The organism is Pseudomonas sp. AIG, from assembly GCF_977020205.1.
In genome coordinates, this window is record NZ_CDROCK010000012.1 from 50693 (window position 1) to 75531 (window position 24839).

Sequence of the window (24839 nt, forward strand, 5' to 3'; positions counted from 1 at the left end):
CTTGCAGCTTGAAACTTGCGGCTCGCCGCTGACGAAATTCATTTCGTTTCGTTGAACAGTTCGCGACCGATCAGCATGCGACGGATCTCACTGGTGCCAGCGCCGATTTCGTACAGCTTGGCATCGCGCAGCAAGCGCCCAGCCGGGAATTCGTTGATGTAACCGTTACCGCCGAGAATCTGGATCGCGTCGAGGGCCATTTGTGTGGCGCGCTCGGCGGTGTAGAGGATCACTCCGGCGGCGTCTTTGCGGGTGGTTTCGCCACGCTCGCAAGCCTGCGCAACTGCATAGAGGTAGGCGCGGCTGGCGTTGAGTTGGGTGTACATGTCGGCGACTTTGCCCTGGATCAGCTGGAATTCGCCGATGCTTTGGCCGAACTGTTTGCGGTCGTGGATGTACGGCACGATCAGATCCATGCATGACTGCATGATCCCGGTGGGGCCACCGGACAGCACGACGCGTTCGTAATCGAGGCCGCTCATCAGCACTTTCACACCACCGTTGAGCACGCCGAGGATGTTTTCTTCCGGCACTTCGACGTCATCGAAGAACAGCTCGCAAGTGTTGGAACCGCGCATGCCGAGCTTGTCGAACTTGTTGCTGCGGCTGAAGCCTTTCCAGTCGCGCTCGACGATGAATGCGGTGATGCCGTGTGGGCCTTTTTCCAGATCGGTCTTGGCGTAGATCACGTAAGTGTTGGCGTCAGGGCCGTTGGTGATCCAGGTCTTGCTGCCGTTGAGGACGAAACGGTCGCCGCGCTTGTCGGCGCGCAGCTTCATAGAGACCACGTCGGAACCGGCATTCGGTTCGCTCATCGCCAGCGCGCCGACGTGTTCGCCGCTGATCAGTTTCGGCAGGTATTTGGATTTCTGTTCGTGGTTGCCGTTGCGGTTGATCTGGTTGACGCAGAGGTTGGAGTGCGCACCGTAGGACAGCGCTACAGAGGCCGAACCGCGGCTGATTTCTTCCATCGCCACCACGTGTGCCAGGTAACCCAGGCCCGCGCCGCCGTACTCTTCCGGCACGGTGATGCCGAGCAGGCCCATGTCACCGAATTTGCCCCACATGTCAGCAGGGAACAGGTTGTCGCTGTCGATCTGCGCCGCGCGCGGGGCGATCTCCTTGGCGACAAAGGACTGCACCTGATCGCGCAACATGTCGATGGTTTCACCGAGGGCGAAGTTCAGGGATGGATAGCTCATGGGTCACCTTTTGGCTTTTTTGTAGGGTGGGGAGGGCGATAGTTCGGCTCTCACCTTTACGTTAACGTAAGCCTGTGACGAATGGCTGTCAATCACCCTTTACGTTAACGTCAACTTAGGCGAGAGTAGCGGCAGTTCAAGATTGAAACGGAGTAGACCTTGTGGGAGCGAGCCTGCTCGCGAAAGCGTCAGATCAGTCAACATGGATGTTGAATCCACTGGCCTCTTCGCGAGCAGGCTCGCTCCCACAGGGTTAAATCCGGCAAAACCCACTAATAAAGACAATAGGGGTCGTCATGGATCAACCCAGTGCAAACCCACAACGCAGCTACACCCGTGGTTCTCAGGACAAAGCCTTGCTGGCGATGACCATCGGGCAGCAGTTCGATCACACCGTCGCGCAGTACCCCGATGGTGAAGCGCTGGTGGTACGCCATCAGCAGTTGCGTTATTCCTGGCGACAACTGGCCGATGCGGTGGATCTGCACGCCAGAGCATTGCTCGCTCTGGGTTTGCACGCCGGCGACCGCCTCGGCATCTGGGCACCGAACTGCGCGCAGTGGTGCATCACACAAATCGCCACCGCGAAAATCGGCGTGATCCTGATTAACATCAACCCGGCCTATCGCAGCTCCGAACTCGAATACGTGCTCAAGCAATCCGGCTGCCAATGGCTGGTCTGCGCCGGGGCGTTCAAGTCGTCCAACTACCACGGCATGCTGCAAGGCCTGGTGCCGGAACTGGCCGAGCAATCCATTGGCCAATTGCGCAGTGAGCGTTTGCCGGAGTTGCGCGGGGTGATCAGCCTCGATGCACAGCCACCATCAGGTTTCCTGCCGTGGTCGCAATTGACCGACATGGCAACCAGTGTCTCTCAAGAACAGCTACACGAACGCAGCGACAGCCTGCACTTCGATCAACCGGTGAACATCCAGTACACCTCCGGCACCACCGGTTTCCCCAAGGGCGCGACCCTCAGCCACTACAACATCCTCAACAACGGTTACATGGTTGGCGAAAGCATCGGCCTGACCCCGACAGATCGTCTGGTGATCCCGGTGCCGCTGTACCACTGCTTCGGCATGGTCATGGGTAATCTCGGCTGCATCACCCACGGCAGCACGATGATTTACCCCAACGACGCGTTCGACCCGTTGCTGACCCTGCAAACCGTCGCTGCAGAAAAAGCCACCGGCCTCTACGGCGTCCCGACCATGTTCATCGCCATGCTCGACCAGCCGCAACGCGCCGAATTTGATCTGTCGAGCCTGCGCACCGGGATCATGGCCGGCGCAACGTGCCCGATCGAAGTGATGCGCCGGGTCATCAGCGAGATGCACATGAGCGAAGTGCAGATCGCGTATGGCATGACCGAAACCAGCCCGGTGTCGCTACAAACCGGGCCGAACGATGAGCTGGAATTACGCGTGACCACCGTTGGCCGCACGCAGCCACAACTGGAAAGCAAGATCATCGATGAAGCCGGCAACCTCGTGTCGCGCGGCACCATCGGCGAACTCTGCACCCGTGGTTACAGTGTGATGCTCGGCTATTGGCAAAACCCACAAGCCACTGCTGAAGCGATCGATGAAGCGGGCTGGATGCACACCGGCGATCTGGCGAGCATGAACGAGGAGGGTTACGTCAATATCGCCGGACGTAACAAAGACATGATCATTCGCGGTGGCGAGAACATTTATCCGCGTGAACTGGAAGAGTTTTTCTTCACTCACCCGGCGGTGGCGGACGTGCAGGTGATCGGCATTCCGTGCTCGCGTTACGGTGAGGAGATTGTCGCCTGGATCAAATTCCACCCCGGCCACAACGCTTCGGAACTGGAGCTGCAAACCTGGTGCAAGGAGCGCATCGCGCACTTCAAGATGCCCCGGCACTTCAAGTTCGTCGAAGAGTTTCCGATGACGGTGACGGGCAAGATTCAGAAATTCAGGATGCGTGAAATTAGCATCGAAGAACTGAAAACTATCGAGCGGTAACCGCAACCTCTGTGGGAGCGAGCTTGCTCGCGAAGGCGTCAGGTCAGCCAATATCTTTGTTGATGACACACCGCTATCGCGAGCAGGCTCACTCCTACAGGGGATCGGTGTTGGAAACAGGAATCACAGAAAGCACAAAGGGGAGCCGAGGCTCCCCTTTAATTTTGTCGTCGCGTGCTCTTTTTTATTATTGAGGGTCGGTCTGTTGTTGTTTTTGGCAACCGTGGCCCTTTACCGCTGTTTTTGGCGACCCCCATCCGGGGTCAAGAGCAAACGTATTTTTTTGAGCGCTGATCTGCTTTCTCGTTAAACGATCCAACCGATTCGGGAGCTACCTGAAGGTAGTTTTATTGTTCTCTGCCCGGTTGCGGGTCACTCCTGAGAGCACCCTGAAAAGCACACCTTCTCCAAAAAAATCTGTTAGCTGCGTCTCTGCCGTGTTGTTTTTGTTATGTCAGAGTCGGTACGTCTTATTTTTATTGGTTTGCCGCTTTTTATTCTTGTTATGCCATAGAGATAGCAGAAGCCGTGCCAACTTTTAAAATCCTTTGCAAATCAATGGCTTGAGAATTTCAGTAAATTTTCACTCCGGCGAAAACCAGACAATTTGTTTCCGTGTTACTCGCTTCAACCCACATTCCGGACACAGCGGTAACACCTTGTCCCCTCACTGTGCGCTGCGAGCCTTGGCTACGCGCGAACCGCTCGGGCGCCCGAGTACCGCGCTGATCTGCTGACCCGCGGCAATCAAGGCGTCCAGGTCGATACCGGTCTCGATACCCAGCCCGTTGAGCAGGTACACCACGTCTTCCGTAGCAACGTTACCGCTCGCGCCTTTGGCGTACGGACAGCCGCCGAGCCCCGCAATAGAGCTGTCGAACACCGAAATGCCTTCGAGCAGGCTGGCATAGATGTTGGCCATGGCCTGACCGTAGGTGTCGTGGAAGTGTCCGGCGAGTTTGTCGCGCGGAACCTGCGCCGATACCACTTCGAACAAGCGGCGAGTCGCGCCAGCGGTGCCGGTGCCAATGGTGTCGCCCAGCGAAACCTCGTAGCAGCCCATCGCGTACAACTCGCGCGCGACCCTCGCCACTTGTTCCGGCGCGACCGTGCCTTCATACGGGCAACCGAGCACGCAGGACACGTAACCGCGCACGGTAACGCCGTGCTGTTGCGCCGCTTCCATGATCGGCGCAAAGCGCGCCAGACTTTCGCTGATCGAGCAGTTGATATTGCGTTGCGAGAAGGCTTCGGAGGCGGCAGCAAATACCGCGACTTCCTTGACGCCGGCGGCGATGGCGTCTTCGAAGCCGCGCAGGTTCGGCGCCAGTGCGCCATAGGTCACGCCGGGTTTGCGCTGGATCTGCGCGAACACGTCGGCGGAACCGGCCATTTGCGGCACCCATTTGGGCGAAACGAAACTGCCGACTTCTATATAGCCAAGGCCAGCCGCGCTCAAGGCGTCGACCAGTTGCACCTTGTTGGCGACGCTGATCGGTTGGGCTTCATTCTGCAGGCCATCGCGCGGGCCGACTTCGATCAGGCGTACTTGGGAGGGGAGGGACATGGGACTGACCTGCTCTTTTGAATTCGTGGAGATCTTTTGTAGGAGTGAGCCTGCTCGCGATAGCGGTGTGTCAGAAATACTTGTTCGACTGACACACCGCTATCGCGAGCAGGCTCACTCCTACAGGGGATTTGTGTTGTTTGTCAGATAGCCTGCTGGCTCTTGAGCGTCTGCTCCAGCGCCTGCACGCAGCGCTCCTCGGCGGTATCGAGTTCCAGCTTCATCTGTTCGATATCCAGCAACTGCTGCTCCAACTGCTCGCGGCGCTCAGTGATTTTCGCCAGCATGCTGTTGAGCTGTTTGGTGTTACCGCTGGACGGGTCGTAGAGTTCGATCAGTTCACGGCATTCGGCCAGCGAGAAGCCGATGCGTTTACCGCGCAGGATCAGCTTCAGGCTGACCTTGTCGCGTGGCGAATAGATGCGTTCCTGGCCACGGCGCTCAGGACTGAGCAGGCCTTGCTCTTCATAAAAGCGGATTGCCCGGGTGGTGATGTCCAGCTCGCGGGCGAGGTCGGAGATGCTGTAAGTCTGGCTGCTCATGGAAGCGCTCGGAAAAAGGTCTTGGCGCTAAGCTAATGGCAGGTTGACGTTTACGTCAAGCGGGATGAATTGTTGTTGTCAGTGCCGGCCTCTTCGCGAGCAAGCTCGCTCCCACATGGTTCTGTGAACACCACAACTCCAGTGTGGGAGCGAGCTTGTCTCCGGGCGGCGTTCCGACGGAGAACGATGACGCGGTAAAAAGCCCTACACCTTATCCAGCTTCTTCTCCTGCGCCGTCACCTGCTGGCACAACTCGATCATCTGCTCGCGCATCCAGCGATTCGCCGGATCCTGATCGGTGCTTTCATGCCAATACAGATGCGTCTCCACCGGCGGCACATCATTGACCGGCAGATTAAACGCCTGCAGCTCATGCCGACGGGCAAAGCGCTCCGGCACGGTCATGACCATATCGGTCTGCTGCATCACTTGCGACGCCATCAGATAATGCTGCGAGCGCAGGGCGATCTTGCGTTGAATGCCCATTTTGCCCAGCGCCAGATCGACATAGCCCAAACCACTGCGACGGCTGGAAATGTGGATATGCGTCAGCGACAAGTAATCATCCAGCGAGAGTTTTTCCTTGCCTGCCATCGGATGCCCTTTGCGCATCGCACACACGTAACGGTCTTCCATCAGTTTGACGTGACGCACCTGCGGGTCAGTGTTGAGCGGTGCATCCACAGCAAAATCCAGACGCCCGGCGGCCAGTTCCTTGGTGGTCTCGCGGCGCTTGGACAGGAAACTCTCGATGATCACTGTCGGCGCCAGACGTCTCAGGCGCTGGAACAGCGGCGGCAAAATCACCGCCTCGGTGAGGTCGGTCATGCTGATGCGGTACGTCTTGACCGCTTGTGCCGGGTTGAAAATGCGGCTTTCCTGAACCGACACACGCAACAGCGACAGCGCGTTGCGCACCGGGCCGATGATGTTCTGCGCCATCGGCGTCGGCACCATGCCCTGAGCGGTACGCACAAAGAGCGGGTCATTGAAGGTTTCGCGCAACCGCGCCAACGCGTTGGACACCGCCGGCTGGGTGATGCCGACAATCTGCCCGGCACGGGTCAGGTTGGCTTCGGTGTAGATCGCGTCGAAGACGATGAAAAGGTTGAGGTCGACCTTACTCAGATTCATAACGCGGCTTCTCTTGTTATTTAGGGCAGTGTTTTGGGGGCTGGCAATCAGCCGATCATATATCGGTGATGAATGTTTATACACGCCGAGAATAGGCTAGGTAAATTATCAACGCTGTTCTAGCATCGATTGCATGACTTAAACAACCTCTGCCAAAGAACTGCCTTAACCATCGGGAGCTGCTCATGGATTTCGCTTATTCGCCCAAGGTGCAAGAACTGCGTGAGCGCGTGACCGCGTTCATGGACGCTTACGTTTACCCGGCCGAAGCCGTGTTCGAACGCCAGGTCGCCGAAGGTGATCGCTGGCAGCCGACGGCGATCATGGAGGAGCTCAAAGCCCGTGCCAAAGCTGAAGGCTTGTGGAATCTGTTCTTGCCTGAATCGGAACTCGGCGCCGGCCTGAGCAACCTCGAATACGCGCCATTGGCGGAAATCATGGGTCGCTCGCTGCTCGGCCCCGAGCCGTTCAACTGCTCGGCGCCGGACACCGGCAACATGGAAGTGCTGGTGCGCTACGCCAACGAAGAACAGAAACAGCGCTGGCTCGAACCACTGCTGCGCGGCGAGATCCGCTCGGCGTTCGCCATGACCGAACCGGACGTAGCCTCGTCCGACGCCACCAACATGGCCGCCCGTGCCGTGCGTGATGGCGATGAATGGGTGATCAACGGTAAAAAATGGTGGACGTCCGGCGCCTGTGATCCGCGCTGCAAAATCCTTATTTTCATGGGCCTGAGCAACCCCGATGCGCCGCGCCACGCCCAGCACTCGATGATCCTTGTGCCGGTCGACACCCCCGGGGTGAAAATCGTTCGTCCGCTGCCGGTGTTCGGCTACGACGACGCGCCACACGGCCACGCCGAAGTGCTGTTCGACAACGTGCGCGTGCCGTACGAAAACGTCCTGTTGGGTGAAGGACGCGGCTTTGAAATTGCCCAGGGCCGTCTTGGCCCAGGCCGGATTCACCACTGCATGCGCTCGATAGGTATGGCTGAGCGTGCATTGGAATTGATGTGCAAGCGCGCGGTAAGTCGCACCGCGTTCGGTAAACCGCTGGCGCGTCTGGGCGGTAACGTCGACAAGATCGCCGACTCGCGGATGGAAATCGACATGGCACGCCTGTTGACGCTGAAAGCGGCGTACATGATGGACACCGTCGGTAACAAAGTGGCGAAGAGCGAGATCGCGCAAATCAAAGTCGTCGCGCCGAACGTCGCACTGCGGGTGATCGACCGGGCGATCCAGATGCATGGCGGGGCAGGGGTGTCGAACGATTTCCCGCTGGCCTACATGTACGCCATGCAACGCACCCTGCGCCTGGCCGACGGCCCGGACGAAGTGCACCGCGCGGCGATCGGCAAGTTCGAGATCGGCAAGTATGTGCCGAAGGAAATGTTGCGCAGCGAGCGCTGATCCACCTGATCGTTCCCACGCTCTGCGTGGGAATGCATCCCGTGACGCTCCGCGTCACAGTGGACGCAGAGCGTCCATGGCGGCGTTACCACGCGGAGCGTGGGAACGATCTGGCGGATATCAGTAAACCCAAACCTCAACACGCCGATTCTTGATCCGCCCCTCATCGACATTGTTCGCCGCCACCGGCATCAACGCGCCAAACCCGCGCACCTCGCGCAGCACCACGCCGTTCTTCACCAGTTCCCGGCGCACCGCCATCGCCCGCAGCTTCGACAGCAGGTCCGCACGTGCCGGGTCATCCTTGGCATCCCCAAACCCGACCAATGTCACTGCGCGCTCGGTCTTGTCGTGGCGCTTTATATAGTCGAACACCCGCGCCAGATCCTGACGCGCCTTGTTATCGAGATTCGCGCTGCCTTCCTCGAAACGGAAGTTCACCGTCAGACGCTGGGCGTGACGGCTGAGGGATTGATAACCCTCGGGCATCAGCGCGTTCGGCGCGACGCTCATGGCGTGCACGGTCTGGCTGATAAAACCGTTGGCTGCCACAATCGCCTGGCCTTGACGACTTTGCGCAAACGTCACCAAGGCTTTTGCCCACGGATTGTTGCTGTCGGGTGGCAGATAGAAGAACAAGCGCCGCGACAGTGGATAGTCTTCGGTGGCGATCAAGCTATTCAGCGGCAACATCGATTGCGACGCACCATCGGCTATCGCCACGGCTTTGGCCTGGCGCACGTAGGGCAAACCGATGAAGCCGATGCCCTGCGGATCCGCGCTGACGGCGTCGGACAATTGCTCGCTGGATTCAAACCTTTTCGCCGCGTTGCTCAGACTTTTCCCACGACGACTGAGGACCAACTCCTTAAACGTGTCATAGGTGCCGGACTGATCATCGCGCGCATATAAATGAATCGCACCGCCACGCCCGCCCAGGTCTTCCCAGCTTTTTACCTCACCACTGAAGATCCGTGCCAATTGCTCGATGTCCAGTTGCTGCAGCGGATTGTCAGGATGAAGGATGATCGCCAGACCATCGATGGCAATGACCTGCTCGGCGGCGGGGCTTTTCAGATCGCCCAGTGATTGCAGGGCCTGCAATTCGCCGTCCTTGATCTCGCGGGAGGACGCGGCCAGGTCGGCGCTGGCGCTTTTCAACGCGGTGAAACCGGTGCTGGAACCGTGGGCCGCGACTTCGACGACCACGCGTTTGCCTTCTTGGGTCTGGCCGACAATGCGCAGTTCGTTGGCGGTGTCCGGGGTTTCGCGATGGATTTTCTGCAGGCCCTGTTCTTGCAACAGGCCTTCGACCAGTGCCGGGCCGAGTTCGGCGCCGATGGTGTTGGAGCCTTGAATGCGCAGCACGGGGCCGTTTTCAGGAAGGGGCAGGGCGGCGGCAGAGACCGTCAGCCAAGCACTCAAGAGAAACACGCACAGAACACGCAGGGTCATGCCGGCACCGAATCAGGCCAAGGGGATTGCCGGGGAGATTAAGTCAGGCGCATGACCAAAAGATGACAACTAACCAATGTAGGAGTGAGCCTGCTCGCGATAGCAGTGTACCGGTCAAATTTACGTTGACTGATTCACCGCTATCGCGAGCAGGCTCACTCCTACAGGTATTGCGTAAGACTGGGGATCAGCTTAGTTCAAGCCAGATAGGCGCGTGATCGGACGGTTTTTCCATCCCGCGCAATTCATAGTCGACACCCGCTGCCTTCACCCGCGGCAACAAACCATGCGAGGCCAGAATCACATCGATGCGCAGCCCGCGCTTCGGTTCATCCTCGAAACCACGGCTGCGGTAATCGAACCAGCTGAACATGTCCGTCACGTCCGGGTTCAAGTGACGATAGCTGTCGGTCAAACCCCAGTTCTTCAGACGTGCCATCCACTCGCGCTCTTCCGGCAGGAAGCTGCATTTACCGGTTTTCAGCCAGCGCTTCATGTTGTCCGGGCCGATGCCGATGTCGCAGTCTTCCGGGGAAATGTTCACGTCGCCCATCACTACCACGGGCTGTTCGTTGTGGAACTGGCTTTCCAGCAGTGCTTGCAGATCGCTGTAGAAACGCTGCTTGGCGGGGAATTTGGTCGGATGGTCGCGGCTTTCGCCCTGTGGGAAATAGCCGTTCATGATCGTCACCGGCACGCCATTGGCGTCGGCGAAGGTGCCCCAGATAAAGCGGCGCTGAGCGTCTTCTTCGTCAGTGGCGAAACCTTTGTGGATCGCAATCGGTTCCTGACGCGAGAGCATCGCCACGCCGTAATGGCCTTTCTGGCCGTGGAAATACACGTGGTAGCCGAGGGCGCGGACTTCTTCCAGCGGGAACTGGTCGTCGTGGACTTTGGTTTCCTGCAGGCCGATGACGTCCGGCTGGTGTTTTTCGATCAGCGCTGCCAGCTGATGCGGACGGGCGCGCAGTCCGTTGATGTTGAAGGAAACGATCTTCATGGTCGGCAGTCCTGGCAAAAGGGCGATGCTAGCTGACATGGGGGAGATGGGCCAGTGTGGGAGAAATCATTTTGGTCTGTGGGATTTGTGTTGCGGGTAAGTGCCTCTTCGCGAGCAAGCTCGCTCCCACAGGGGAACGCGATCGAAATGTGGGAGCGAGCTTGCTCGCGAAGAGGCCAGCAAAATCGATGAAGATCCCGAGTTGGGCTATACCTGTGGGGAACCACGCCACCCGCAAAAGGTTCGTACCAACAAGAGCGTCGCCATTTGCACGCGCCCCGGGGAGAATCACCGTCATGCCTGAAACCCAGACCGCCATCGCCGACATTCATATGCTCGACCGCGGTTATTCCCGCGAAGCCCGATCGCTGCTCTATCAGGCCTATCGCCACGAGCCGACCTTCGGCTACCTGTTTGAAGCCGAGCGCCCCGGCTACGAGCAACGGGTACGGGCGACGGTGCGGGAGCTGGTCAAACAACACTTTCTGCAGGAACTGCCGGCCATCGGCCTGCTGGTCAACGACCGTCTGATCGGCATCGCCCTGATCGCGCCGCCACAACGCCGTCTGGGTATCACCGAAAGCTGGGCGTGGCGCCTGCGCATGGTGCTCAGCACCGGCTTCCGCTGCACACGCCGTTATCTGGAATACCACGATGCCGTTGCTGCCTGCGTACCCAGCGATTCGGTGCACATGCTGCCGCTGCTGGGCATTCACCCACAATTTCAGGGCAAGCACTTTGGCGAGCAACTGCTGACCGCCGTGCACAACTGGTGCGCGGTGGATGAAACCTCGCAGGGCGTGGTGCTCGACACCGGCAACCCGCGTTACCTGGAATTCTATAAAAGACAGGGTTACGAGGAGATCGGCGAGGTTGCCGTCGGGCCGGTGCGCGAACACGTATTTTTCCACGCCAATCCGCAGGTGTTACAAACTGCAACAGCATGACAATCGAACTTCTTGGGAAATTTCCTGTTCTATCACGCTCCCAAGCCCGTGATAGCATCCGCGCCTATGAAGTTTCCAGGAAGATTTACCAGTGGCGTGCTCGTGCTGTTAACCAGCTGCGCGGCGCTGGCGCAAAGTGAATTGGATGTGCGGATCAAACCGTCCAACGATGAACTCAAGGCCAATATAGAAGGCTATATCGGCAGCCTCGGCGATCGTGACGAAGAAGCCCTGCAGCGCTTCAGTCGCGGTGCCGAAGAGCAGGCGCGCAAAGCGGCCCAGGCGTTGGGCTACTACCAGCCGCAGATTGAAAGTGACGTCAAGGGCGGCGACAAACCGCGCCTGGTGCTGAACATCGATCCCGGCGAGCCGATTCGCCTGCGCAACGTCACCATTCGTGTCGACGGCCCGGCGGCCTCCCTCAAATCCTTTCGTGTACCGAAAAGCGACGTGCTCAAGTCCGGCGCGGTGCTCAACCATGGGCGTTACGAAGACGCCAAAAGACTTATTCAGAATCAGGCCTCGCGCTTCGGTTTCTTCAGTGGCCATTTCACCAGCCAGAAACTTCTGGTCGACCCGCGCGCCGGTGTCGCCGATGTCGAACTGATCTACGAAAGCGGCCCGCGTTATGCGCTGGGCAAAGTCAAATTTGAAGGCGACACGCCGTTCGACGAAGACCTGCTGCAACGCATGGTGCCGTTCAAAGAGGGCGAGCCGTACGACTCCGAGCTGATCGCCGAACTCAATCGCGACCTGCAATCGAGCGGCTATTTTGAAGGCATACGCGTCGATGCCGCACCAACCGCAGCGAAGAACGACGTGATCCCGGTCGACGTCAAACTCGACACGCGCAAGCCACGCACCATGGGTCTGGGCCTCGGTTATTCGACTGACGTCGGCCCGCGCATCAAAGCCAACTGGACACGCCACTGGGTCAACCCGCAGGGCGACAGCTATGGCTGGGAAGCCGAACTCTCGGCGCCGCGGCAAAACGTCGGGCTGTTCTACGATATTCCGCTCGACCCGCCACTGACCGACAAACTGCGTTGGGCCGGCGGCTATCAATTCGAAGACATCGACGGCTCCGACACCTTGAGCAAACTGCTGACCTTCGGCCCGGAATGGCACAGCAAATTGCCGAGCGGCTGGCAGCGGGTGATCTCGCTGAAATGGCAGCGCGAAGAATATGAACTCGGCGATGACTCCGGCCTGAGTACCTTGCTGATGCCCGGCATCAGTTACTCGTACCTGAAAAGCGACAACCGCATCGACCCGCACAACGGCTATCGCCTGAGTTTTGAAAGCAAAGTGGCCAAGGAAGGACTGGGTTCCGACAACAACCTTTTATATGGCACCGCACTGGTCAAAGGCCTGACCACCGTGTTCGACAAACACCGCTTCCTCGGTCGCGTACAGGTCGGCGGCAGCGCCACCAACGGCTACAACTCGGTGCCGCCGTCGCTGCGCTTCTTTGCCGGTGGCGATCAGAGCGTGCGCGGTTACGATTACCAGAGCCTGTCGCCGGAAAACTCCAAGGGTGATCGCATCGGTGGCCGCTACATGGTCGCCGGCAGCGTCGAGTATCAATACTCAATCGCCGAAAAATGGCGCGTCGCGACCTTCGTCGACCAAGGCAACTCCTTCAATAAACTCGAACTGCCGAACCTCAAGACCGGGGTCGGTATTGGTGTGCGCTGGGTCTCTCCGGTCGGGCCGATCCGCCTCGACCTGGCCCACGCACTCGACGACGACGGCGGCATCCGGCTGCACTTTTCCATGGGGCCTGAGCTGTGAAGCGTGGTTTGAAAATGACGGCGCTGGCGGTGTTGGCGCTGCTGTTGTTGATGGTATTGAGTGTCACCGCGGTACTCGGCACGGCGGCCGGCAGCCGCTGGGTGCTGGGCCTCGTACCGGGCTTGAGCGTGGAAAATTTCCAGGGCCGCCTCGGCGGGCAGTGGAGCGCCGATCATCTGCTGTGGCAGCAGGACAGCAGCCGCGTCGAGCTGAACCAGGCGATCTTCGCCTGGTCGCCGCTGTGCCTGACGCGCATGACCCTGTGCATCGAACAGCTCAAGGCTGATCAGGTCATCCTGCAATTCCCTCCGAGCGAAGAAACCACCGAGAGCGGCCCGATCAAACTGCCGGATCTGCAATTGCCGGTGGCCATCGAACTGGGCGACGTACAGGTCGGCAGCCTGTTGTTCAACGGCAGCGAACAGCTCAAGGGCTTGCAACTGGCGGCGCACTGGACCGCTCAGGGCATGCAGATCGACAGCGTGAAATTGCAGCGCGACGACCTCAGCCTGAACCTGTCCGGCACACTCGCGCCGACCGGCAACTGGCCGCTGAACATCGCCGGTGACCTCACGTTGCCGTCACCGGGCACGGGGCCGTGGACACTGGCGTTGAAGATTGATGGCGACCTGTTGAAAACCCTCAACCTGCACGCGGACAGCCGTGGTTACCTCGACGGCCAGTTGAGTGGTGAATTGCAACCGCTGGCGGAAAACCTCCCGGCCAAGGTGCGCATCACTAGCGACGCGTTCAAGCCAAGCGCCGATCTGCCGGACACCCTGCAACTCAATCAACTGATGTTGACCGGCGAAGGCGACCTGAAAAACGGTTACCAGCTCAATGGCAACGCGACGCTGCCCGCCGACAAAGGCCCGGTGGCGCTGCTGCTCAAAGGCAGAGTCGACGCCAGCGGCGCGCAAATTGCCGGTCTCGACCTGACGGCCAACGATAAACAAAGCCTCAAACTCACCGGCAGTGTTGACTGGAGCAAAGGCCTCAGCGCACAAGCCAATATCAACTGGCAGGATTTCCCGTGGCATCGGCTCTATAACGAAATCGACGAGCCCCAAGTCGCCTTGCGTACCTTCACTGGCGAAGTCTCCTACACCGATGGGCAATACCTCGGTAACTTCGACGCCGCACTGGATGGCCCGGCGGGTGCGTTTACCCTGAGCAGTCCGTTCAGCGGCAGCCTGAAACAGATCGCTTTGCCGCAACTGAAAATGCAAGCCGGGCAGGGCAAGGCTGAAGGGCACGTCAATGTACAGTTTGCTGACGGCATCGCTTGGGACACGGCATTGGATCTGTCGGCGCTCAACCCGGCGTACTGGGTTGCTGAATTGCCGGGCACTTTGGCCGGGCCGCTGAAAAGCACGGGCGAAATGAAAAACGAGCGCCTGAGTCTCACTGCCGACCTCGACTTGAAAGGCAAACTGCGCGGTCAGCCGGCAATCTTCCAGGCCAAGGCCGACGGCGCTGGCGAGCAGTGGAACCTCAACGCCCTGCAAATCCGCCTCGGCGACAACAGCATCAACGGCAAGGGCAGCCTGCAACAGAAACTCACCGGGCAGGTCGATATCAAGCTGTCGCGTCTGGCTCAGCTCTGGCCGCAACTGCGCGGGCAGGTCACTGGCCAGGTCAACGTCGCCGGTACGCTGAAGGCGCCGCAGGGCAAACTCGACCTGCAAGGTTCGCAACTGGCCTTCCAGGACAATCGCCTGCAAAGCCTCAACCTCGACGCCACCCTCGACAGCGCGCAACGGGCGAAAATCGATCTGAAAGGCAGCGGCATTCAGGCCGGCGACACCAACCTCGGGGTGTTGACCGCGAGTGCTCAGGGCGACATCAAGAACCAGAAACTCAACCTCGACCTGATCGGGCCGAAGTTGAAACTGGCCCTCGGTCTGGATGGCAATCTGGACAAGGGCAACTGGCGCGGTCGCCTGGCCAACGGCGATATTCAGGCCGGTGGCCAGGACTGGAAACTGCAAAGCCCGGCCAAGCTCGAACGTCTGGCTGACGGCAAAATCAACTTTGGCGCGCATTGCTGGATGTCCGGCGACGCCAGCCTGTGCGGTGAAGATCAGCGGCTGATGCCGGAGCCGAAACTGCGCTACCACCTCAAGCAGTTCCCGATCGAAAGTCTGGCGCAATGGCTGCCCAAAGATTTTGCCTGGAAGGGCAAGCTCAACGCCGATCTGCAACTGGATCTGCCGGCCAGCGGCCCCAACGGTGTGGTCAGCATTGACGCCAGCGGCGGAACTTTGCGCATGAAGGAAAAGGATCAGTGGCTGGACTTCCCGTACCAGACGCTGAAACTCACCAGCAAACTCACGCCGAAGCGCGTCGACACCGAACTGAATTTCGTCGGCGGCAAACTCGGTGAACTGATGGTGCAGGCGCAGCTCAACCCGTTGCCGAAAAACAAACCGTTGAGCGGCTCGTTCCGCCTCTCCGGTCTGGACCTGTCGGTGGCGCGGCCGTTTGTGCCAATGGTCGAAAAACTCACCGGGCGCCTCAATGGTAGCGGCACGATTTCCGGCGGATTGCTCGCGCCGCTGGTCAACGGCACCGTACAACTGAGCGATGGTGAAGTGTCCGGCGCCGAGTTGCCGATGGAGCTGCAGAACCTGCAACTCACCGCCCTGATTGCTGGCGAATCGGTACGTCTCGACGGCGGCTGGAAAAGTGGCAAGAGCGGGCAGGGCAGCTTGACGGGGAACGTCGCCTGGGGCCAGGCACTGATGGTCGATCTGGCGTTGAAAGGCACGCAATTGCCGGTCACCGTCGAGCCGTACGCGAAACTTGAAGTGGCGCCGGACCTGAAGATTTCCATGGCCGGCGACGAGCTGAAAATCGCCGGCAAAGTGCAGGTGCCCAAAGGCGAAATTACCGTGCGTGAATTGCCGCCATCAACGGTAAAAGTCTCCGATGACACGATCATCGTCGGTGCGCAGACCGAAGAGGGTAAACCGCCGATGGCCATGAAGATGGACATCGACGTGGTGGTTGGCGAAGACAAACTGGCCTTCGCCGGTTTTGGTCTGACCGCCAACGTGCAAGGTCATGTGCACATCGGCGACAACATGGATACTCGCGGTGAGCTGTGGCTCAACGACGGCCGCTACAGCGCTTACGGCCAGCGTCTGCAAGTGCGGCGTGCGCGGCTGTTGTTCGCCGGCCCCCTCGATCAGCCGTATCTGGACATCGAAGCGATCCGCCAGACCGACGACGTGATCGCCGGTATTCGCCTGAGCGGCAGCGCTGAGCAGCCGACCACGCAGATCTTCTCGGAACCGGCGATGAGTCAAGAGCAGGCATTGTCGTATCTGGTACTCGGTCGTCCGCTGAGCACCAACGGCGAAGACAACAACATGCTCGCGCAAGCAGCGTTGGGTCTGGGCTTGATGGGTAGCTCCGGAGTTACCAGCAGCCTGGCCAAGGATCTGGGAATTCAGGATTTCCAGCTCGACACGGCGGGCAGCGGCAACACCACCAGTGTGGTGGCCAGCGGCAATATCTCCGAGAAGCTCAGTTTGCGTTATGGCGTGGGCGTGTTTGAACCGGCCAACACCATCGCGCTGCGCTACAAGCTGAGCAAGAAGGTTTACGTCGAAGCGGCCAGTGGCGTGGCGAGTTCGCTGGATATTTTCTACAAGCGCGATTTCTAATGCGCGTTCCCCATAGCCGGGTCGCGTCGCTGCGATCCGGCTTTTGCAGAATGGATTAGACTCACCGCAACTTGAAAGCAGCGCGGTTGGCGGCTGCCCGAGGATAACGGGGGCGCAAATGGTCCGCTTGAGTATGGTCTTGCTCGGTCACGACTTTGTCCGCAAGCGTTGGTCCGCGCTGGCGTTGACGGGCATTGTCTGGGGCGCGGCCGGTGTGGGCATCTTCATTGATGCGCTGGACGGCGTGTTGTATTTCCCGCTGCATCTTTTCGGTTATCTGTTGTTGCTCGAAGCGCTGATCCTGCTGCTGGTGCCGGCACCACAAGCCGGGACCGCTGCGACCCTGCGCAGAGCGCGCGGACTGGCTTTTCTCTTGCTGGGGCTGCTGATCGTCGACCGGCAACACGCCGCCGGGCTGATTCTGGCGGTGCTGTTTGGCGGGGCTTTCATCATTGATGGGGTCTTCAGGCTGGCGGCTGCGGTGGTGGTGCGCTTTGTCGGTTGGCAAGTGTCGCTGCTGGCGGGGTTGTTCGAAATCGGCTTTGGCGTGTTTATCCTTGAGCCGTATCCGACGCTGTATAAGGGCACGGTGCCGTTTTGCATTGGCATGAGCCTCTTTCTCACCGGTTGCGCCTTGTTGCGGCAAGCCGTGCGCTTCAAAAACCAGCCGCCGCTGACAAGCCCTTTGTCAGTCAATGCGCCGGCCAGCAGCGACGCGTTGGTCATTCATGTCTGGACCCCCAGCGGCACCGTCGATGACACCTTGGTGCGCAATCGCCTGCTCAATCGCTACATCGCGGCGGTCGATATCAACGGCGTGATCTCCGCCGGCCATGCGGCACTAGAATGTGGCCCGGACATTTACATCAGCCATTACCCGTTGGACGACATCGATCGTTCGGCAGGGGATTTTGTGCGCTTGCTGCGGGCGACGCCGAACAACGATGTTGCCGGCAGGTTTCTGCCCGACTATGCAGGCGAGGTGGCCGACTGGTGTCCGTCTTCGGTGCAGGTCAGTTTTGCCCATTACGACGCCCGGCGCCTGCATGCGTTCTGGACGGAGTATCGGCAGAACAGCACTTACAACCTCACCAGCCGCAACTGTTCCAGCGCCGTCGCCCATAGTCTCGAAGCGGCCTTGGAAGGGGCGATGAACCGGGGGCATTCGAGCATGCTGGATTTCGCCCGGGTCATTTTCAGCCCCGAGTTCTGGGTTGCCGCGCAAGTGCGCAAACGGGCAGAGGCGATGGCCTGGACGCCCGGACTGGTGCTCGACTATGCGCGAGCGTTGCATGCCGCCATCGAGCCGGCACCGCCGGGCTGGCACAGCATTTATGCGGTGAGCAAGCGGGCCTTTGGGTATGTGGCCACTGCGTTGCGGGGGCGTGAGGTGCATCCGGTGCAGCCGCCGTCTGTGCATCCTTCCGACGAATCCTGACCGACTTCACACCGAGTCGCTCCAATCGCGAGCAGGCGAAGGCCTACATTTGAAATGCGTTCCCTTGTAGGAGTGAGCCTGCTCGCGATGGCGTCCGCCTGAGCGCCGCAAAAACCAACTCCACTGGTCAACTAATTGCAAAGCAACCTAACTATTGCGTTGACATTCGCTGCCTAGGCAGTAACATCTCGACATACATTCACTGCCTAGGCAGTTATTAGGTGAGCAAATGAAGCATTTCACCCCGGACGAATTCAAACACTGCCATCTCGGCCTGTTGCTTGGCCGTGCCGCGCTGCTCAAGGACCGGATCATCGACACCCACATGGAACCCCACGGCATCACCGCCGCGCAGTTCAAGGTGTTGATCATCATGGCCCAGTTCGGCGTCGATACCCCGGCCGAGCTGTGCCGGCATCTGTCGCTCGACAGCGGTTCGATGACGCGCATGCTCGATCGTCTGGAGCAGAAAGACTTCCTTGCTCGCCAGCGCAGCGAAGGCGATCGCCGTCAGGTGCAACTGAAACTGACCGAGCAAGGCCAGCAACTGGCCGATCGCCTGCCGCACATCGGCGCCGATGCGATGAATGAACTGGCCGGCGCCGTCACTCCGGACGAGTTGAAGACCCTGGAATACATCCTCAAGAAAATCCTGCTGGCAGCCGGTGACCCGATCACTATCCAGCGGTTAGGTGAACACAATGAGCGGTAAAACCTTGCGCAGCAGCCTGACGCTGGTGCTGTCGGCGATGATCCTCGCCGGTTGCGCCAACTACAGCGGCCTCGACACTTCAGGCGCGAGCCTTGATGCGAAAAACCTGAAAGTCGGCCAATCCCTCACCGGCGTGACCCTGTCGCCGGCCGCGTGGCCGAAAAGCGACTGGTGGACCAGCCTCGGCGATCCGCAACTCGACGGTCTGATCCGCGAAGCGCTGCACGACAGCCCGGACATGCAGATCGCCGAAGCTCGCGCGCATCAGGCCAGCGCCGCTGCGTACGCCGCCGATGCCGAACGTTATCCGACCCTAGACGCCAGCGCCGGCATCAGCCGTTCGCGCCTGGCCAAGGATCAAGACCCGCGAGGGCAGGGCGATGCCTACGCCACCGTGCGCAATGTCAGCGCCGGTTTCAATTACAACTTCGACCTCTGGGGCGGCCAGCGTGATGCCTGGGAAGCCGCACTCGGTCAGGCCCGCGCCGCCGAAGTCGATCGACAGGCTGCACAATTGACGCTTGCTGCCGATGTCGCTCGTGCCTACAGCGATCTCGGTCAGGCGCACATCGTTTATGACCTGGCGAACGAAGACCTCAAGCGCACTAAACAAATGCTCGACCTGAGCCAGCGTCGCCTGAGCTCCGGCATCGACAGCCAGTACCAGTTCCAGCAAACCCAGAGTCTGGAAGCCAGTTCCGAAGCCAGCCTGATCGACGCAGAAAAACGCCTGAACAGCGCAAAAATTGCGTTGGCCGTGCTGCTCGGCAAAGGCCCGGATCGCGGCAACGAAATTGCCCGACCAAAAGTGCTGCAAGCCAGCGCCGTCGCGGTGCCGTCGGTATTGCCGGCGGAACTGCTCGGTCGTCGCCCGGATCTGGTCGCCGCGCGCTGGCGCGTCGAAGCGTCGAGCAAAGACATCGACTCGGCGAAAACCCGCTTCTATCCCAACTTGAACCTGTCGGCCTCGGCCGGTGCCGAGTCTTTGTTGGGTGATGCGATGTTCGGTTCGGCCAGTCGCTTCTTCAACATTGCCCCGACCATCTCGGTGCCGATCTTCGACGGCGGACGCCTGCGCGCCAACCTCGATGCGCGCGACGCCGATTACGATCTGGCGGTGGCGCAGTACAACAAAAGTCTGGTGAAGGCACTGGGCGATGTCAGCGACACGATCAACCAGTTGCGTGACATCGGCCGGCAGATCGGTGCGCAGCAACACGCCACCGAGATTGCTCAGGATTCTTACAACACCGTCGTCCAGCGTTACGGTTCCGGCATCGGCAACTACCTGGACGTGCTCAGCATCGAGCAGCAATTGCTCCAGGCCCAGCGTCAACTGGCCAACCTCAATGCCGAGCAGATCGATCTGTCGATTCAACTGATGCAAGCGCTGGGCGGCGGCTTCCAGGGTGAAACCCTGACCGCAGCCAACGCCACCCCAGCCACGCCGCACAACTAATTCAAGGTAATTGTCATGGCCACTGCCGAAAACACCCAAGCTCAAGGCAACACCCCGGACACCGGCAACCCGCGCAAACGCAAAGTCATGCTGTTGGTGCTCGCCGTTGTCGTCGCGCTCGCCTGCGCCGGCGTCTGGGCGTATCACGAATTCATCGGTCGCTTTAACGAAAGCACCGACGACGCCTACGTCAACGGCAACGTCGTCGAAATTACGCCGCTGGTGACCGGCACGGTGGTCAGCATCGGTGCTGACGATGGCGATCTGGTCCACGAAGGTCAGGTGCTGATCAACTTCGACCCGAACGATGCCGAAGTCGGCCTGCAAAGTGCCCAGGCGAAACTGGCGCGCACCGTGCGTCAGGTACGCGGTTTGTACAGCAACGTTGATGGCATGAAAGCCCAGGTCAACGCGCAACAGGCCGAAGTGCAGAAAGCCCAGGACAACTACAACCGCCGGAAAAACCTGGCGCAGGGCGGGGCGATTTCCCAGGAAGAACTGTCCCACGCTCGCGACGACCTGACCTCGGCGCAAAACGCCCTGGCCAACGCCAAACAACAACTGAAAACCACCAGCGCGCTGGTCGATGACACCGTGGTGTCGTCGCACCCGGACGTGATGTCGGCGGCTGCCGATCTGCGTCAGGCCTACCTGACCAATGCCCGCAGCACGTTGATCGCGCCGGTCACCGGTTACGTCGCCAAACGCACCGTGCAACTCGGTCAGCGTGTGCAGCCGGGCACGGCGTTGATGGCGGTGATTCCGCTGGATCAACTGTGGATCGACGCCAACTTCAAGGAAACCCAATTGCGTGACATGCGCATCGGTCAGCCGGTCGATATCGAATCCGACATCTACGGCAGCGACGTGAAATACAGCGGCACCGTCGACAGCCTCGGCGCCGGCACCGGTAGCGCGTTTGCTCTGCTGCCGGCGCAGAACGCTACCGGTAACTGGATCAAGATCGTTCAGCGTGTGCCGGTGCGCATTCACATCAACGCCGAAGAACTGGCCAAGCATCCGCTGCGTGTTGGTCTGTCGACCAACGTTGAAGTGAACCTGCACGACCAGAGCGGCCCGGTGCTGGCGCAGCAGCCGCCGCAGAAGGCCTCGTTCAGCACCAACGTCTACGACCGCCAATTGGCCGAAGCCGACGCGATGATTGCGCAGCTGATCCACGACAACAGCGCCGCGGTGAGCAAAACCGCGCAACGCTGAATCGAGACTTTGGCACTGCCCCTTGTGGGAGCGAGCTTGCTCGCGAAAGCGGAGTGTCATTCGCCGTTGATTTGTCTGGTACACCGCCTTCGCGAGCAAGCTCGCTCCCACAGGGGGGGCGGTGTTCATCAGCACGCGGCGTCAACCTGGTTTCATAGGATTCACAATGAGCAATAACGCCTCTTTCACGCCGCCCAGCCTGTTGCTCAGCACCATCGGCCTGTCGCTGGCGACGTTCATGCAAGTGCTCGACACCACCATCGCCAACGTAGCGCTGCCGACCATTTCCGGCAACCTCGGGGTGAGTTCGGAGCAGGGCACCTGGGTGATCACCTCGTTCGCCGTGAGTAACGCGATTGCGCTGCCGCTGACCGGTTGGCTCAGCCGCCGTTTCGGCGAGGTGAAGCTGTTTTTGTGGGCCACCATTCTGTTCGTGCTGGCCTCGTTTCTCTGTGGTATCTCCACGTCGATGCCGGAACTGATCGGCTTCCGCGTCTTGCAAGGCCTGGTCGCCGGGCCGCTGTATCCGATGACGCAAACCCTGTTGATCGCGGTTTATCCGCCCGCCAGGCGCGGCATGGCCCTGGCGTTACTGGCGATGGTCACGGTGGTCGCGCCAATTGCCGGGCCGATTCTCGGTGGCTGGATTACTGACAGCTACAGTTGGCCGTGGATCTTCTTCATCAACGTACCGATCGGCATCTTTGCGGTGATGGTGGTGCGTTCGCAACTGGCCAAACGCCCGGTGGAAACCAGCCGTCAGCCGATGGATTACGTCGGTCTGATCACGCTGATCATCGGCGTCGGGGCGTTGCAGGTGATCCTCGACAAGGGCAATGACCTGGATTGGTTCGAGTCGAACTTCATCATCATCGGCGCGGCGATTTCGGTGATCGCGCTGGCGGTGTTCGTTATCTGGGAAATGACCGACCAGCATCCGGTGGTCAACCTGCGGCTATTCGCCTACCGCAACTTCCGCATTGGCACGCTGGTGTTGGTACTGGGTTACGCCGGGTTCTTCGGTATCAACCTGATCTTGCCGCAATGGTTGCAGACGCAGATGGGCTACACCGCCACCTGGGCCGGTCTGGCCGTGGCGCCGATCGGCATTCTGCCGGTGCTGCTATCGCCGTTTGTCGGCAAGTACGCGAACAAGTTCGACCTGCGGTTACTGGCCGGGCTGGCGTTTCTGGCGATCGGTTTGAGTTGCTTCATGCGCGCGGGTTTCACCAATGAGGTGGACTTCCAGCACATTGCTTTGGTGCAGTTGTTCATGGGTATTGGTGTGGCGCTGTTCTTTATGCCGACCTTGAGCATCCTCATGTCGGACCTGCCGCCGAGTCAGATTGCCGATGGTGCTGGCCTTGCGACGTTCCTGCGCACGTTGGGCGGTAGCTTTGCGGCGTCGCTGACTACCTGGATCTGGATTCGCCGAGCGGATCAGCATCATGCGTATATGAGTGAAAGCATCAGCACCTTTGAGCCGGCAACTCGCGAGACCTTGAATCATTTGGGCGGGGCGAGCCAATCGGCTTATGCGCAGATGGATCAGATCCTCACCAGTCAGGCGTACATGCTCTCCACCGTGGATTACTTCACGCTGCTGGGCTGGGGGTTTATGGGGTTGATTCTGATTGTGTGGCTGGCGAAACCGCCGTTTGCTGCCAAGGCAGGGCCAGCGGCTTCAGGGCACTGATCCCGCAAGATCGTTCCCACGCTCTGCGTGGGAATGCCTCAACGGACGCTCTGCGTTCGGCTCTGGATGGGACGCGGAGCGTCCCGGGCTGCATTCCCACGCGGAGCGTGGGAACGATCATGCGCTCGGGGCGGGCAGGGCTGGCGGCGGGGCGAAGTCGAACGGCGCCAACGCGTAGCCGCTCTCATCCACCTGCAACGCCCACCCCTGACGATCCCAATCCCCGAGCACAATCCGCTTCGCCGCCTGCTCACCGAGTTGCAACTTGTGGATCGCCGGGCGGTGGGTATGTCCGTGAATCAGGGTTTTCACGCCATATTCCTGCATGATCCGCGGAATCTCTTCCGGCGTGACATCAACGATGTCATTGGCCTTCATCCGCGTCTGCGCCTTGCTCTCACTGCGCAGCTTGCGCGCCAGCTTATGACGACTGCTCAGCGGCAGGTTACGCAGGATAAACAGCGTGATCGGGTTACGCAGATAGCGCCGTAGCTTCATATAGCCGACGTCACGGGTGCAGAGGCTGTCGCCGTGCATCAACAGCACCGGCTCGCCGTAAAACTGCACGACACTCGGGTCCTTCAACAACGTACAGCCGGCCTGCTTGCAGAAGGCCTTGCCGAGCATGAAGTCGCGATTGCCGTGCATCAGAAAAATCGCCGTGCCGCTGTCGCTCAATTGGCGCAGGGCCTGGCAGATGGAACGCTGGAAGGGCGTCATGGCGTCGTCGCCAATCCACGCTTCGAAGAAGTCGCCGAGAATGTACAACGCACTCGCCGAGCGGGCGCGTCCGGCGAGCAAATCCAGAAACGCCCGGGTGATGTCCGGGCGCTCCTCTTCCAGATGCAAGTCTGAAATCAGCAATATCACGCTTCGATGATCTCGGCTTTCTCGATGATCACGTCGTCTGCTGGTACGTCCTGGTGGCCGGACTTGGAAGTGGTCGACACACCTTTGATCTTGTCGACAACGTCGGTACCGGCGGTCACTTTACCGAATACTGCGTAGCCCCAGCCTTGCACGTTCTTGCCGCTGTGGTTGAGGAAAGTGTTGTCAGCAACGTTGATGAAGAACTGCGCGGACGCCGAATGCGGCTCCATGGTGCGGGCCATGGCAACGGTGTATTTCTCGTTGGAAAGACCGTTGTCAGCTTCGTTCTGGATGCTTGGACGCTTGTCTTTCTTTTCCTTCATGCCTGGCTCGAAACCACCGCCCTGGATCATGAAGTTGCCGATGACGCGGTGGAAAACGGTGTTTTCGTAGTGACCGGCCTTAACGTATTCGATGAAGTTGGCGACGGTGATCGGCGCCTTTTCAGCGTTCAGTTCGATGACGATGTCGCCATGATTGGTGGTCAATTTAACTTGAGTCATGATCGCTACTCTTTATAAGGAATTCGTGGTTTTCGGACACTGAGTCCCGAAACCGGTTCAGCCTGCTTCGGCCAAGGTGCGCAGTTTAGCGTGACAGGCGCGAATTTCGAGGCTGTTTTTCCAAATCCCTGCGATTAAATGCGCTCCTTTATAGGCCGTGCTCTGTCAGCCCCTTGACAGCATCGGCTATGATAGCGGCTTTGTTTTGTCTGGCCCCCTCTG

18 protein-coding genes are annotated in these 24839 nt (G+C 59.7%); 10 read left to right on the plus strand and 8 right to left on the minus strand.

The window, feature by feature from the left end; all coding sequences use genetic code 11:
* Positions 1 to 38: 38 nt before the first annotated feature.
* Positions 39 to 1202 carry an isovaleryl-CoA dehydrogenase gene (locus ACWR1S_RS09995; RefSeq protein WP_454563368.1) on the minus strand — a complete coding sequence of 388 codons (1164 nt, stop codon included), beginning with the start codon at positions 1200 to 1202 and terminating at the stop codon, positions 39 to 41.
* 296 nt (positions 1203 to 1498) lie between these two features.
* Here ACWR1S_RS09995 and ACWR1S_RS10000 point away from each other — a divergent pair, with 296 nt between their 5' ends.
* Positions 1499 to 3196 carry an AMP-binding protein gene (locus tag ACWR1S_RS10000; protein WP_454563369.1) on the plus strand — a complete coding sequence of 566 codons (1698 nt, stop codon included), beginning with the start codon at positions 1499 to 1501 and terminating at the stop codon, positions 3194 to 3196.
* Positions 3197 to 3863: 667 nt separating this feature from the next.
* Here ACWR1S_RS10000 and ACWR1S_RS10005 read toward each other — a convergent pair.
* From ACWR1S_RS10005 to ACWR1S_RS10015, 3 genes are all read right to left on the minus strand, one after another.
* Positions 3864 to 4763: a hydroxymethylglutaryl-CoA lyase gene (locus tag ACWR1S_RS10005; RefSeq protein ID WP_454563370.1), complete on the minus strand. Its 900-nt coding sequence runs from the start codon at positions 4761 to 4763 to the stop codon at positions 3864 to 3866.
* Between the two features lie 143 nt (positions 4764 to 4906).
* Positions 4907 to 5305, minus strand: a complete 399-nt coding sequence (locus tag ACWR1S_RS10010; protein WP_007917234.1) for a MerR family transcriptional regulator — start codon at positions 5303 to 5305, stop codon at positions 4907 to 4909.
* A gap of 204 nt (positions 5306 to 5509) precedes the next feature.
* Entirely contained in the window at positions 5510 to 6439 is a 930-nt protein-coding gene (locus ACWR1S_RS10015) for a LysR family transcriptional regulator (RefSeq protein WP_016986544.1), read from the minus strand.
* A gap of 185 nt (positions 6440 to 6624) precedes the next feature.
* On the opposite strand from ACWR1S_RS10015, the gene ACWR1S_RS10020 reads away from it, so the two are divergent.
* Positions 6625 to 7854: an acyl-CoA dehydrogenase gene (locus tag ACWR1S_RS10020; protein ID WP_454563371.1), complete on the plus strand. Its 1230-nt coding sequence runs from the start codon at positions 6625 to 6627 to the stop codon at positions 7852 to 7854.
* A 120-nt stretch (positions 7855 to 7974) separates the two neighbouring features.
* On the opposite strand, the gene ACWR1S_RS10025 is transcribed toward ACWR1S_RS10020, so the two are convergent.
* Both ACWR1S_RS10025 and xthA read right to left on the minus strand, forming a co-directional pair.
* The gene (locus ACWR1S_RS10025) at positions 7975 to 9309 is read right to left on the minus strand and encodes a substrate-binding domain-containing protein (RefSeq protein WP_454563372.1); all 1335 of its coding nucleotides are present in this window, start codon (positions 9307 to 9309) and stop codon (positions 7975 to 7977) included.
* A gap of 187 nt (positions 9310 to 9496) precedes the next feature.
* Positions 9497 to 10309, minus strand: coding sequence for an exodeoxyribonuclease III (xthA, locus tag ACWR1S_RS10030; protein ID WP_141129140.1), 813 nt, complete (start codon positions 10307 to 10309; stop codon positions 9497 to 9499).
* A 296-nt stretch (positions 10310 to 10605) separates the two neighbouring features.
* Between xthA and ACWR1S_RS10035 the strand changes: the two genes are divergently transcribed.
* The 8 genes from ACWR1S_RS10035 to ACWR1S_RS10070 all read left to right on the plus strand — a co-directional run bounded on the left by ACWR1S_RS10035 (position 10606) and on the right by ACWR1S_RS10070 (position 23244).
* Positions 10606 to 11256, plus strand: coding sequence for a GNAT family N-acetyltransferase (locus tag ACWR1S_RS10035; RefSeq protein WP_454563373.1), 651 nt, complete (start codon positions 10606 to 10608; stop codon positions 11254 to 11256).
* A gap of 66 nt (positions 11257 to 11322) precedes the next feature.
* Complete coding sequence (locus ACWR1S_RS10040; RefSeq protein ID WP_454563374.1) at positions 11323 to 13050, plus strand: autotransporter assembly complex protein TamA; 1728 nt, start codon at positions 11323 to 11325, stop codon at positions 13048 to 13050.
* Positions 13047 to 16721, plus strand: coding sequence for a translocation/assembly module TamB domain-containing protein (locus ACWR1S_RS10045; RefSeq protein WP_454563375.1), 3675 nt, complete (start codon positions 13047 to 13049; stop codon positions 16719 to 16721). Before ACWR1S_RS10040 ends, ACWR1S_RS10045 begins: the two co-directional genes overlap by 4 nt.
* Positions 16722 to 16839: 118 nt before the next feature.
* The gene (locus ACWR1S_RS10050) at positions 16840 to 18159 is read left to right on the plus strand and encodes a hypothetical protein (RefSeq protein WP_454563376.1); all 1320 of its coding nucleotides are present in this window, start codon (positions 16840 to 16842) and stop codon (positions 18157 to 18159) included.
* A gap of 229 nt (positions 18160 to 18388) precedes the next feature.
* On the plus strand, positions 18389 to 18871 hold the full coding sequence (locus ACWR1S_RS10055; protein ID WP_034154732.1) for a MarR family winged helix-turn-helix transcriptional regulator: 483 nt from the start codon (positions 18389 to 18391) through the stop codon (positions 18869 to 18871).
* Positions 18861 to 20330 carry an efflux transporter outer membrane subunit gene (locus ACWR1S_RS10060; RefSeq protein ID WP_454563377.1) on the plus strand — a complete coding sequence of 490 codons (1470 nt, stop codon included), beginning with the start codon at positions 18861 to 18863 and terminating at the stop codon, positions 20328 to 20330. The genes ACWR1S_RS10055 and ACWR1S_RS10060 overlap by 11 nt, the downstream gene beginning before the upstream one ends.
* 15 nt (positions 20331 to 20345) lie before the next feature.
* The gene (locus ACWR1S_RS10065) at positions 20346 to 21548 is read left to right on the plus strand and encodes an HlyD family secretion protein (protein WP_008082123.1); all 1203 of its coding nucleotides are present in this window, start codon (positions 20346 to 20348) and stop codon (positions 21546 to 21548) included.
* Positions 21549 to 21714: 166 nt separating this feature from the next.
* Positions 21715 to 23244, plus strand: coding sequence for a DHA2 family efflux MFS transporter permease subunit (locus tag ACWR1S_RS10070; protein WP_016986555.1), 1530 nt, complete (start codon positions 21715 to 21717; stop codon positions 23242 to 23244).
* Positions 23245 to 23361: 117 nt separating this feature from the next.
* On the opposite strand, the gene lpxH is transcribed toward ACWR1S_RS10070, so the two are convergent.
* Positions 23362 to 24114, minus strand: a complete 753-nt coding sequence (lpxH, locus tag ACWR1S_RS10075) for a UDP-2,3-diacylglucosamine diphosphatase (RefSeq protein WP_454563378.1) — start codon at positions 24112 to 24114, stop codon at positions 23362 to 23364.
* Positions 24111 to 24617 (minus strand): peptidylprolyl isomerase, encoded by a 507-nt coding sequence (locus tag ACWR1S_RS10080; protein WP_242207611.1) that lies wholly within the window; start codon positions 24615 to 24617, stop codon positions 24111 to 24113. The genes lpxH and ACWR1S_RS10080 overlap by 4 nt, the downstream gene beginning before the upstream one ends.
* Between the last annotated feature and the right edge of the window lie 222 nt (positions 24618 to 24839).

Bases quoted from the DNA above. Each gene is read 5' to 3' on its own strand.
- ACWR1S_RS10005 (WP_454563370.1), bottom strand. From the start codon at position 4,763: ATGTCCCTCCCCTCCCAAGTACGCCTGATCGAAGTCGGCCCGCGCGAT.
- ACWR1S_RS10010 (WP_007917234.1), bottom strand. From the start codon at position 5,305: ATGAGCAGCCAGACTTACAGCATCTCCGACCTCGCCCGCGAGCTGGAC.
- ACWR1S_RS09995 (WP_454563368.1), bottom strand. From the start codon at position 1,202: ATGAGCTATCCATCCCTGAACTTCGCCCTCGGTGAAACCATCGACATG.
- ACWR1S_RS10080 (WP_242207611.1), bottom strand. From the start codon at position 24,617: ATGACTCAAGTTAAATTGACCACCAATCATGGCGACATCGTCATCGAA.
- xthA (WP_141129140.1), bottom strand. From the start codon at position 10,309: ATGAAGATCGTTTCCTTCAACATCAACGGACTGCGCGCCCGTCCGCAT.
- ACWR1S_RS10000 (WP_454563369.1), top strand. From the start codon at position 1,499: ATGGATCAACCCAGTGCAAACCCACAACGCAGCTACACCCGTGGTTCT.
- ACWR1S_RS10025 (WP_454563372.1), bottom strand. From the start codon at position 9,309: ATGACCCTGCGTGTTCTGTGCGTGTTTCTCTTGAGTGCTTGGCTGACG.
- ACWR1S_RS10050 (WP_454563376.1), top strand. From the start codon at position 16,840: ATGGTCCGCTTGAGTATGGTCTTGCTCGGTCACGACTTTGTCCGCAAG.
- ACWR1S_RS10020 (WP_454563371.1), top strand. From the start codon at position 6,625: ATGGATTTCGCTTATTCGCCCAAGGTGCAAGAACTGCGTGAGCGCGTG.
- ACWR1S_RS10035 (WP_454563373.1), top strand. From the start codon at position 10,606: ATGCCTGAAACCCAGACCGCCATCGCCGACATTCATATGCTCGACCGC.
- ACWR1S_RS10015 (WP_016986544.1), bottom strand. From the start codon at position 6,439: ATGAATCTGAGTAAGGTCGACCTCAACCTTTTCATCGTCTTCGACGCG.
- ACWR1S_RS10040 (WP_454563374.1), top strand. From the start codon at position 11,323: ATGAAGTTTCCAGGAAGATTTACCAGTGGCGTGCTCGTGCTGTTAACC.
- ACWR1S_RS10060 (WP_454563377.1), top strand. From the start codon at position 18,861: ATGAGCGGTAAAACCTTGCGCAGCAGCCTGACGCTGGTGCTGTCGGCG.
- ACWR1S_RS10070 (WP_016986555.1), top strand. From the start codon at position 21,715: ATGAGCAATAACGCCTCTTTCACGCCGCCCAGCCTGTTGCTCAGCACC.
- ACWR1S_RS10055 (WP_034154732.1), top strand. From the start codon at position 18,389: ATGAAGCATTTCACCCCGGACGAATTCAAACACTGCCATCTCGGCCTG.
- ACWR1S_RS10065 (WP_008082123.1), top strand. From the start codon at position 20,346: ATGGCCACTGCCGAAAACACCCAAGCTCAAGGCAACACCCCGGACACC.